5 protein-coding genes are annotated in these 11,169 nt (G+C 47.4%); 4 read left to right on the plus strand and 1 reads right to left on the minus strand.

From position 1 onward, the window contains the following. Positions 1–162: 162 nt before the first annotated feature. Entirely contained in the window at positions 163–1,350 is a 1,188-nt protein-coding gene (locus tag G3M70_00450; GenBank protein ID QPJ60438.1) for a KamA family radical SAM protein, read from the minus strand. Between the two features lie 1,051 nt (positions 1,351–2,401). Between G3M70_00450 and G3M70_00455 the strand changes: the two genes are divergently transcribed. The 4 genes from G3M70_00455 (at position 2,402) to G3M70_00470 (ending at position 11,143) form a co-directional block, all read left to right on the plus strand. Beyond that, on the plus strand, positions 2,402–6,727 hold the full coding sequence (locus G3M70_00455) for a PAS domain S-box protein (GenBank protein QPJ60439.1): 4,326 nt from the start codon (positions 2,402–2,404) through the stop codon (positions 6,725–6,727). 8 nt (positions 6,728–6,735) lie between these two features. Beyond that, positions 6,736–8,958: a hypothetical protein gene (locus G3M70_00460; GenBank protein QPJ60440.1), complete on the plus strand. Its 2,223-nt coding sequence runs from the start codon at positions 6,736–6,738 to the stop codon at positions 8,956–8,958. A 105-nt stretch (positions 8,959–9,063) separates the two neighbouring features. Beyond that, positions 9,064–9,756, plus strand: a complete 693-nt coding sequence (locus G3M70_00465; protein ID QPJ60441.1) for a hypothetical protein — start codon at positions 9,064–9,066, stop codon at positions 9,754–9,756. 46 nt (positions 9,757–9,802) lie between these two features. Continuing rightward, a complete protein-coding gene (locus G3M70_00470) occupies positions 9,803–11,143 on the plus strand; it encodes a type VI secretion system baseplate subunit TssK (protein ID QPJ60442.1) in 1,341 nt (446 codons plus the stop codon). Positions 11,144–11,169 lie beyond the last annotated feature (26 nt).

Below are 11,169 nucleotides of genomic sequence, written 5' to 3' on the forward strand. Positions count from 1 at the left end.
TTCAATAAAAATTAGATCCTCTTCTGAATCACCCTCCAGAACTATTGTCTCTTAATAAATCGTGTGTGAAAACCCCGGAATTTTCTTTGATAGAAAGGTGTTTCTGGCAAAAAAAAACCCGCGCCATAAAGGCGCGGGAGATAATTCAAAAATTCAACTTTTTTATACAGCGTTCATCAAGTCGTCCATTTCCCAGGCATCTTCAGATTCCTCACCCCACACCGAACCATCGTCGACCAATTCGGTGTAATCGTCGAACCAGTAGGCCTCGGGATTTCGCTTGAACACCATGAAGCGTGCGGAATTATGATTGTCTGCTGCCCGCTGGTAACGGAAATAAATATTTTTCCCTGTTAACCCAACGCATTCTATTTTTCCTGAATTATGCGACATCACAAACCTGGCTCTCTTGCCAAGTCCCGAGCAATAGGTTCTGGCTCTTTCAAAAATTTCATAGGCACGTTCAACAGGCATTGTGTAAGGCTTGTTGCCCAGGGTTGGCCTGCAATGAAAGACATAGTATGGAGGCACACCGATGTAAGACAATTCATTGAACAAATTTCCAAGAGTTTTTGGATCGTCGTTTACACCTGCGATCATCGGAGTCTGGTTAAGCACAATGGCTCCTGATTCCATCAGGAAGTTCAAGCCTCGAATTGCCTCCGGAGTCAATTCCCGCGGATGGTTGAAGTGCGCCATTATATAAATACGCTTCTCGGTAGTGCTGTATTTACGGAACATCTCGCGCAAGCTCTCGTCGTTATAAATTCGCATTGGATTGAAAGCTGGAATCTTGGTACCGATTCGGATGATGCGCACATGGTCCACTTCCCGGAGCTTTTGAATAATCGGTTCAAGCTTGGAAGTCGACATGATAAGTGGATCCCCGCCCGTTAAAAGCACGTTGTTAATTTCCTTATGCTCTTTGATGTAAGCCAGGCCACCGGTAATGTCTTTCGTCACCTCATCGTTTTCGTCCATAAAGAGACGTTTGCGGAAACAGAACCGACAATAGGCGGCGCAAACTTCGTTGACCAACAATAGAGCGGTGGAATCGTATTTGTGTTCGATTCCCGGAGCCACGGTGTATTCTTCTTCACCTGATGCGTCCAACTGCCCCCATTCTTCCAACTCCTGCACTTCCGGGATCACAATCTTGCGGATCGGGTCGTGAGGATCATTCCAGTCGATGAGTGAATTGTAATAATCGTTGGAACGGAAAATAAATTTATCGTTCACGTCTTGCAGGTCATCCCTCTCATGGTCATTGAGTTCCGGAACCTGATGGAGACGGGTAAGATATTTTGGTTTTTTCTGCGTAAATTCACCTTGCGGTTTCAAACGGTTCATACAAACACCTTTTGAAGTGGAGGACCATTAAACTATTGGCTCCCCCGATGAGCCATACCGGGATTCTAATTTTCAGAAAACCCGGCGCCTTCATTGAAAAGTTCCCAAGTATATTGGGAACCCGTCAATTCACTATTAAAATTGAGACCACCTGAAACTGAGGGTCTCTGGACAAAACCTTACTTTCTCTCAACCAGAAGAAGCAGGTTTTTGTTAAGAATCCTGATTTATTAGATGACTATTAATTTCTGGAATAGGAGCGAGCTTTACCTATTCTTTACCGGGAGGCCGGTATTTACTCTTGGATATAAATTAAACGGGACAAACCTCTTTCCCCACAAATACACTGCGAGGCAAAACGATAAGTCGTAAATCCATTCCCGGTCATTGGTCGGATCGAACGCATTCTGACATAACCTGACCCGGTTTTGGTCAATACCAGCAAATAAATATACATTTTTATGGATAAATTCACAGGTAATTGTGGCGAGTCATCCGCTCCTTCCAATCTCACCCTGCACAGCAAACTTTACCGCCTGGATTGTCGGGGTCAAGCAGTCAACAGATTCTTAATTTAAAGAATAACTTCCTTGTATTAACTACTAAAAACAACCAAAACATCCAGGCTCCCCAAACATGACTTAATCATTGTTTTTTAACAGGTTATGCAGGGCAAGGTTAATAGGCCAACGAGGACCGGAATGGATTTTTTTATTGTTTACTAAAATACTTAAAGACCCCTAAACATCTGTAGTGCCTCCAACTGCCAATCAAAACCTTCCCCAACTTCTGTTATTTTTTGGTTTAAAAGGGTAAGCCGAAGCCCCTTTTAACACAAAAAAAACACATAAGGTTAAATCCTGACATGGAATTTTAGATTGAAAATTGACAGTAAACAAATGAAAGATTGAGAAACCTTATGGTCCTGTAACCCGGCAAAATTCAGGCCCTTAAGCAAAGTCATTTTGATATAAAGCATTGATTTGACGAGCAAAATTGTTAAAATGCCAATATTATCCCAAGAAAAACCACACAATTGAAGGAGTGGGGATTGCGAAGTGAGATTCCTCTACAAAGCAATCCGGACGGCATGGAAACCTCCCTGTCATCGCAAATAGAAGGGGAGCCCAAATCCCAGTCCGGATGGGCCGATATGGGTCGAGGACTCTTCCTGGGCCTGATATTGCTATTGCTGGTTGTCCTCTTGTCCTGGTGGTCTTTGGAGCAAATTGAGGAAAAAACCAGGGATGATCTGGAAAGCACCCTCAATACAGTTCTAAACACGACGCACGAAGCCCTTCATATATGGGCAGGTGAACGAAAGGCCGATATTTCTGCAATTATCGACCAACCGCGATTGCAACAAATAGTTCAGGCGACAGTAAACTCCCGGAAAACCTCCCGCCAGGACCTTCTTTCCAGCCCTCAACTCAATGAATTACGCTCCCTCTTCCGTGAAACTTTAACCCGACAAGGTTACCTCGGGTTTGCTGTGATCAACCCCCATGGGGTGATCCTTGGAGCAACGGAAGATGCTCTGGTTGGTGGAAAGCACATCCTTTCCAGAAATGGTGATTATCTCAAGCGGGTTTTTGAAGGTGAAGTCCTGGTGAGTTTACCCATGGTATCTGAAGTCCTGCTCCCCAACCCTTTTGGGGAATATGAAAAAAATCAACCGACGATGTTTGTGGTTGGTCCTGTCCGGAATGTGGGAGAACAGGTTCTGGGTGCCCTGGCGCTCAGAATTGATCCAAACAAGGATTTCACTCGCATTCCCCAATTGGGCCGCATGGGTTTATCAGGTGAAACCTATGGGTTTGGTGGTGACGGGAAACTGCTAACCGAGAGCCGCTTTGAACAACACCTGATCCAGACCGGTCTTTTAAGACCCGGGCAAGGTGCCATTCTTAATGTCGACATACGGGACCCGGGCGGAAGCCTGGTTGACGGCTTTCGCCCTACTGTTTCAAGAGAGAAACAACCCCTGACCCAAATGGCCGTAAGCGCTCTGGACCATGAAAGTGGTGCCAATATGGAAGGTTACCGGGATTACCGTGGAACACCGGTTGTTGGAGTGTGGCTGTGGGATTCTGAGCTGGGTCTGGGACTCACTACCGAAATGGATGTGGATGAAGCTTTCGAGTCTTTCCGGTCGACGCGGTTCCTGGTAGTCAATACTCTTGCGCTCATTCTTGTTTTTTTCCTGGCATTTTCTGTAGCACAAACTCGGGGACGCACCCGGGCTCTCCAGCTTGCTCACCAGATACGCGAACGTGAAAACCAGATAACGGCTGTTCTCGACAACGTGGTCGACGCCATTCTCACTATTGACTCCGAGGGATCGATCGAATCGTTTAACAACGCGGCGGAGAGAATTTTTGGTTACAAGGACAACGAAGTGATTGGCAGCCAGTTTAAAATTCTCATTGCCCATCAGGATGACAATTCAGAAATAGAATCTGACGAAGAGCCCTCGGATTCATTCACCGATTTTGACGCACTCTCCACCAGAAAAGAACTATCGGGTATCCGGGCGGATGGCTCTATCTTTCCAATGGAGCTCAATTACAGCCAAGTGGCTTTCGAAAACCGGAGTCTCACAATCGTAATAGTCAGGGACATTAGCGAACGCATAAGGGCTGAAAAGGAAATCCAGGATGCCAAGGACGAATTGGAAAACCGGGTCCAAGAACGCACTTCGGACCTTGAAAACGCCCTAAAAGCCGTTGAAGCCGAAATCAGTAAACGCCAGGCTTTTGAAAAAGAGCTGCAGGATTCCAATGAATTCCTGACAAGTATTCTGGGAAGCCCCACTGACATTTCCATTGTATCAACGGACCTGAATGGCAAAATCCTTTACTGGAATCAGGGTGCTGAAAATTTACTAGGTTACAAGGCCGAAGAAATGGTCAATAAGGAAACAGTCAATATCCTCTATCCCGAAGACGGGCCATCCCGTGACCTTGCTGCAGAAAAAGCCATGCAGATCGTAAAGACTAAACGAGGAACCAGCTTTGAAGTAGAAGAAATCACCCGTGAAGGAAAACGAATCTGGGTGCAGTTGACCCTTTCCCCAAGGCTCAATCATCAGGAGGAAGTAATCGGTATTTTAGGGATCGGTGGCAACATCACCGGACTTAAACATACCGAGGCAACACTAAAAAAACAGTCCACTTATCTGCAAATGCTGGAAGACCTCGCCCACACCTCCAGTCGGGCAGCGAGCCATGATGAGGCTCTTCAAACCTGCCTCGATCAGATCTGCACCGGGCTCGACTGGCCAATGGCAAATTTGTTTGTTCCGGCGGAAGATGCGTCAGGCGATTTACTCTGCTCCCCCATTCACCACAACAGCGAAACAGCACTGTTACGGAACCTGAGGAAACTGACGGAAGTCACGCGTCTGCCTCGGGGTGAAGATTTGCCGGGTCGTGTTTTTCAAACATCTGCACCCTACTGGACCAACCAGGTAGAAGAGGACATTTTACCTGTAAGAGCAAGGGAGGCACGGCGTGCTGAAATAAAAAGCGGATTCGCCTTTCCTATCCTCATGGGCACTGAAGTTTTAGGTGTCCTGGAGTTTTTTTCACTTAAAGAGCACAAGCAGGATCAGGAGCTTTTAGAGTTTATGGCCCAGGTAGGCCATCAAATGGGACGCATTTTAAATCGCAAACGTGCCGACCGCGTTTTGAAACGCATGCAAAACTTTCTTGGGCTATACAAAGGACTTGCGGAAGCTGCTTATCGCTCGGTTTCGCTGGAAGAAGCCCTTCAAACTTCCATTGATCATCTTTGCAACCTCCATAACTGGTCGGTGGGCCATTTAATTAAACCCGACCTGGAGCATCAGGAATCTCTGGTAAGCGCGGGTATCTGGCATTTTGACAATCCGGAATCCTCACAAAATTTTCGAAAAGTTTCTGAAGAAATGACGTTTTCGAAAGGGATTGGATTTCCAGGACTGGTCACTGAAAACCGCGCCCCGGTCTGGCTTAACGATCTGGGTGAAAAAAGCACCTTTGATCGCGCCAGTCTGGCCCGCGGCCTTGGGCTCGCCTCGGCCTGGGCCTTTCCCCTCATTTACCAGCAGAAGGTCGTGGGCATATTTGAATGTTATGGAAAAACTGCCGCCAAACCTGATAAAGATTTCCTGGAGGACATGCAGGGCATCTGTGACCTGTTGGCCCAGTTGATTCACTTAAGACAACAGGAATCCGAGTCCAATCGGGACACCAACCGCCAGAGAACCCTTATCCAGCAAGCCCCGGTCGGCATCATGGCATTGAAAACCGATGGCACCATTGTTTCTTTCAACCCTGCCGCCGAATTCATTCTTGGATATGAAGCCGACGACATTTGTGGAGAAAATGTCTCAGGCATATTGCCAGAGGCCTATAGCGGGGGTTCTTCCTCATGGCTCATCCAGGCAGCAGGAACATCCGGCACTTCGAACGCCTCCCTTCAAAGGACCACATTCGGGCTACGTAAAAATGGAACTCCGGTACAACTGAACATCGCCATCAATCACGCACACGGCGAAGACGAAGACCTTTTGATTGTGATCATGCACTATGTACCACAAGTCGACACCAGACAGGAGAGGCACCTTCCATCTGCACCAACCGCAAAACAGGATCAGCCGGTTTCCCCCGATCAACCTCTTGACCTTGCCCGCCCGCAAAAACGATTCCCACTGGCCGAGCAATTAACAGAGGTGGGTAACCAGACCATCACCACCGCGCACGATTTCAATTCACCCGTGTTTGGCGTGCAACAGCTTGTGAAATCCTTACGCAGTATGGTTCAGCTGAGTGACCACCAGAAAGCGCTGTTCGATTTGCTCGAAAGAAAATGCCGCCGTATTGGGGAGGGGTTTAAGCAATTAAAGGAATTTTATCGGCCTCATTCAGGAATTGGCGGACCGCTGGATGTAAACGAAGCACTGGAAGACATCCTCACTCTTAATCAGAAAGTGTTTGAAAACCGACGCATCAAGATTGAAAAACATTACGCAGATAATCTACCCAAAATCGATGCGGTTTCTGATCAAATCCATCAGGCATTACAAAATTTGATCCGGCATTCAGAAGAAAGTATTGCGGACCATACCGGAGAAATAATGATCGCAACAGAAGCGGAAGCAGATTGGGTAAAAATTTATATTCTGGACAATGGAAACAGTATGGCTCCCGGGTATCTTGAATCATTATTTGATCCGGTATCGGGCAACTCCGCAAACGAGGACAAGGAAACCAGCCTGCCTTTACAATATTCGATCAATATCATCAAAACCCACAGTGGCAATCTGGAAGTTTCTCGGCGTGAAGAAAAAGGAAACGTTTACACCGTAACCCTTCCTGTTCTGGGCAATGGTTAGAGAGGGTGATGATGAACCAGCCTCCGGACCTGAATGAAACATCCAGGAAACGGCTCAATGATCCACGACAGGTTGAATTAGCCGACACTGGTAAAAAGAGATTTTCACCAAAACTCCTGTTCAGGGTTTTTTCAAGCCTTTCTGTTTTGGGCCTGTTATTGTCTTCCTCCCTTTGGTTCCAATATCTCAACAACAAAGAACAGGCAATCCAGGTTGCTAAAACCAATGCCAGCCTGATCACAAGTCATTCAGCAGAAGAAATTGACACTTTGTTGACTGCTATCACTCCTTTGGCAGACAGCCTTGCCAATGAGTTAAGCGAAGGTGTTGTTGACCGGAAAGAGTTACTTCCCAGGTTGCGGAAGATTCTCGATAACAACACCGGTATTCGAGGTGCAGGAGTCGCCTATGCCCCCAATCAATACGATCCAGAAATTCGCCTTTTTGCTCCCATGTACATCCGTGAAGGCTCCAGCCTGAATTTCATGCAGGTTGAATCCCTTTACGATTACACTCTGCAGGAACACGACTGGTATTCAATTCCTTTCGCCAATCGTAGCCCAATCTGGACAGAGCCGGAACTGGACCCGGAGTCCGGAGATATCGTAGCCCGCTATGGAGTTCCATTTTACAAACCGGGAAACAACCGCCGTGGAGAACCCGCAGGGGTGGTGTTCCTTCAGTTACTTCTGAATCAGATAAAAAACCTGGTTGGGTCACTAGACCTTGGAAAAACCGGTTACGGATTTATCCTTTCAAAAAAAGGCCGCTTTCTTTCTCACCCAATCGAAAAATATGTCAAATCGGGACTGAGCCTTTTTGATCTTGCCGACCAGCAAAAGGATGGCACGTTGCGAATGGTCGGAGCCCAGGTCATCACTGGGAAAAGTGGATCCGTTGAACATGTCAACCCCGCTACGGGTCAGTTGTCGTGGATGTTTTTTGAACCTATACCATCGACAGGCTGGTCCATGGTGGTTGTCTTTGTGCGCGAGAAAATTGGTGCCAACACGCAGCAATTGAGGCAGCAGGAAATCTGGATCGCCATGAGCGCGGTGATCGTCCTGTCTTTATTGTCGGTCCTTCTCACTCGGGCTTATCTCGGCGGGTTGCGTCGCATCTGGACCCTGATGCTGACCATTTCGGTCCTGTTCATGTGCGGCATTGCATTCATTTGGCATTTGACCATTCGCGATCCTATCAATGAAGAGAAACGTGTCGTCACAATTGTCGATCGTGCAGGTCTGGACAATTTTGTAACCTCTCTCAAAAAATCCATGGGAGACAGCACCGGGCATCCACCGGTTTTTATTCCCACCGGATTGTTCGTCCAGTCAATGGAGTTTGCGAATGCGAACAACACAATCCTCACGGGCTACCTCTGGCAAAAGTTCACACTGGGAGAGCATGACAATATCGAGCGTGGCTTTTTATTTCCTGAGTTGTCTTCTTCCGACGATGTTGATATCGAGGAGCAGTTCCGGCGCAAGGATAGTGATACCGAGACAGTCCAATGGTATTTCCGCGTTGTGCTCAGGGAAAGGTTCGATTATTCGCATTACCCTTTTGACAAGGTAAATATCAGGATTCGGTTATGGTCAAAAGATTTTAATAATAATGTTATCCTTATACCAGATCTGGAAGCGTACACTCTGATCAACCCAACCTCTCTGCCTGGCCTGGAGAAAGATTTATTTCTTCCGGGATGGACTTTCCAGGAAAGCTATTTCGATTACAAGTACAACACCTTCACCACTGACTTTGGCAAAATCAGTCACCGCGGTCATGAAACTCTTCCAGAAATGTATTTTAATATCGTTTCGCGACGCAACTTTCTTGGCCCCTTCATTTCGAACCTGATCCCGATCATTGTCGTTTCCTTCATGCTGTTCGGTCTCCTCATGATCGGAACAAAGCATTCTGAAAAAAGCAGTTGGCTCAATTTTAACGCCCAGGATATCCTCGCTTCCTGCGCCGCCTTGATATTCGTAATCATCCTCGCCCATATAGATCTGCGTGGCACTCTCGCGTCAGAAGGAATCCTGTATCTGGAGTACTTTTATTTTGTCATGTACATCGCTACCTTGATGGTCACCGTAAACGCCATCCTGTTTTCATGGGATATCCAGCTCAAATTGATCCAGTATGAAGACAATCTGATTCCAAAACTGATGTTCTGGCCGCTCATCACAGGATGCCTGCTTATCCTGACTCTGGTCATTTTTTACTGAAGGAAAAACCCTCTAAAAAGCCTGGGCCAGCAAGAGGAAATCCATTGATTTTAAAAGGATTTTCTTGACATTACCCGATCGGATAAATTAGCATATGCCGGTAGGATGAGAGAGCTTTCTCTCGGTCTGAAAATCCAACCGGAAGATTATGGAACCTCATTAACCACGTTCCAGAATCAATCGGATGGATCCCCCTGCCATGCTTTCTGCACGGATTCCTTAGGCCACCCGCTTCCTACAATCCGGAAGCTCGCTCACCGTTATTTCCCTGAATTGAAGGAGACCATGTTTTCCGACACCCCAAAACCACGGAACCAAGGATCAGCCAGGCAAAGTTTTCTTTTGCTCATGATCCTTTTTCTGGCCCTCATACTCAACGGATGCAATGTAGGGGCACGAACCATGGCCTTATTTGGTGGAGACTTGAACGTGCAGGTCGCTATCAGCGAACAAGCCAACCATAACCAACCGTTGATGGTGGATCTTGTGCTGGTCAACGATTCTGAGCTTCTCAAAAAATTGATGGAATTACCGGCGGATGAATGGTTTCAAAAGAGGGAACAATTTAAACGGGACTATCCGAAACGAACCGGGTTTGAATCCTGGGAATGGGAATGGACTCCAGGTCAAAAAGTTCCTGACCTGATCTTGCCGATTCGTGTCAAAGCGGAAGCTGGGTTAATTTTTGCTCGCTACTTTACAGAAGGCGATCACCGGGCCCGGTTTGATCCGCTAAAAAATATCTTCATTGAGTTTAACGAAGAAAGTTTCCAGGTCACCGTAACCCAGGGAACCTGAACAGTAACCTGTCTGTTATCAGGCGCAAATTTAAAGGACCGGAATAATGGTCGACGCACGCAGAATTCCATTTCCAATTCAGTGGCATGAGGGCATGATGCTGGCCCCCCAGCACTTCCAGCAATCGGCCTCACGTCATGAGGAATTACTGCATTATCATTTAATGTCTTCCAACCCGTTTCATTGGGGAGTCCGTCGTTTAAAAATCGACCCTGTCCTGCTGGTCAGTGGTAAATTCCGGATCCTGGAGCTAGAGGCGATCCTGCCTGATGGCCTGATTGTAGAACATGGGCATTTAGACGACACATCGGCCCTCGAAATAGAGTTGGAAGAGTTTGCTGAAGACATCCGGACCACCCCCCTATTGATCCACCTCGCCCTTCCGGAAAAAAAAGTAGGGACCTCTTTCAAGGGCGACCTGGCACGCTTCGACTCCATTGAAGGGAGGCCCGTCTCCGATGAAAATACCGGAGACAACGAAATCCCCATACCCAGATTAAAACCCCGGCTCCTGCTTCTCGCCACAGACGAGCCACCGCAAAAATACGTGAGTTTTCCTCTCGCTGAAGTCACATACAAAAATGAGACATTTGCCCAAACAGACTACCTTCCCCCAAGCCTGGCCATCTCATTAGGTTCTCCATTGGGGGAATTGTGCCAACAGATTTCCCAGCGGCTGCGTGAAAAAGCCATTTACCTTTCGGAACAGGTGCAGTCGCCGTCGTCATCGGCGGGCGCACCTATGATTCTCGAAACAAAAAACACCATTAAAAGCCTGGTGGCTAATCTACCTCAGTTCGAGGCTGTATTGAATACCGGCGTGTCACATCCCTTCCCACTGTACGTTTCATTATGCGGGCTGGTTGGGGAAATGGCGGCTCTCGGTACTGGAATGGTGCCACCGGTTCTTCCTGCATACAATCACAACGACATTCGGTTTTCTTTCGATACAGCACGTGAATTCATTTTCCGCATGATCGAAGAAGGCATCAACGAAGCCTATACCGGTTACCCGTTTACCTGGGTCGACAACCTGTTTGCTCTGAACTTTTCCGAAGCCTGGATGAAACAAAAACACGTTTATCTGGGAGTACGCGGACCTTCCGGAATGGGAGAAAAAGACCTTGTTAGCTGGATAGAAAAAAGCTGGATTGGGACCGTCAATAAAATCCCTTCCATGAGGGAAAAACGCATACTGGGTCCAGAACGCAAACCCATCGAAGGCGACCGCGACATCATCCCGGCGCGCGGAGTGGTGTTGTTTCAACTTACAGTCGATCCGGACTTTATTGAACCCGAACAACCCCTTCAGATTTTCAACACTGCAGACAAAACGGATGCTGGACGTCCTATGGAAATTCTGCTCTACGTAAAAGCCAACACCTGAAGCCGCTCGTCCTAAGCGACGGCTCA

Origin of the sequence: Candidatus Nitronauta litoralis, assembly GCA_015698285.1 — a bacterium.
Classification (GTDB): Bacteria; Nitrospinota; Nitrospinia; order Nitrospinales; family Nitrospinaceae; genus Nitronauta; species Nitronauta litoralis.

What these genes read in the sequence shown, in the direction of transcription:
- G3M70_00470 (QPJ60442.1), top strand. Translation starts at nt 9,803, where the DNA reads ATGGTCGACGCACGCAGAATTCCATTTCCAATTCAGTGGCATGAGGGC.
- G3M70_00465 (QPJ60441.1), top strand. Translation starts at nt 9,064, where the DNA reads ATGAGAGAGCTTTCTCTCGGTCTGAAAATCCAACCGGAAGATTATGGA.
- G3M70_00450 (QPJ60438.1), bottom strand. Translation starts at nt 1,350, where the DNA reads ATGAACCGTTTGAAACCGCAAGGTGAATTTACGCAGAAAAAACCAAAA.
- G3M70_00460 (QPJ60440.1), top strand. Translation starts at nt 6,736, where the DNA reads ATGATGAACCAGCCTCCGGACCTGAATGAAACATCCAGGAAACGGCTC.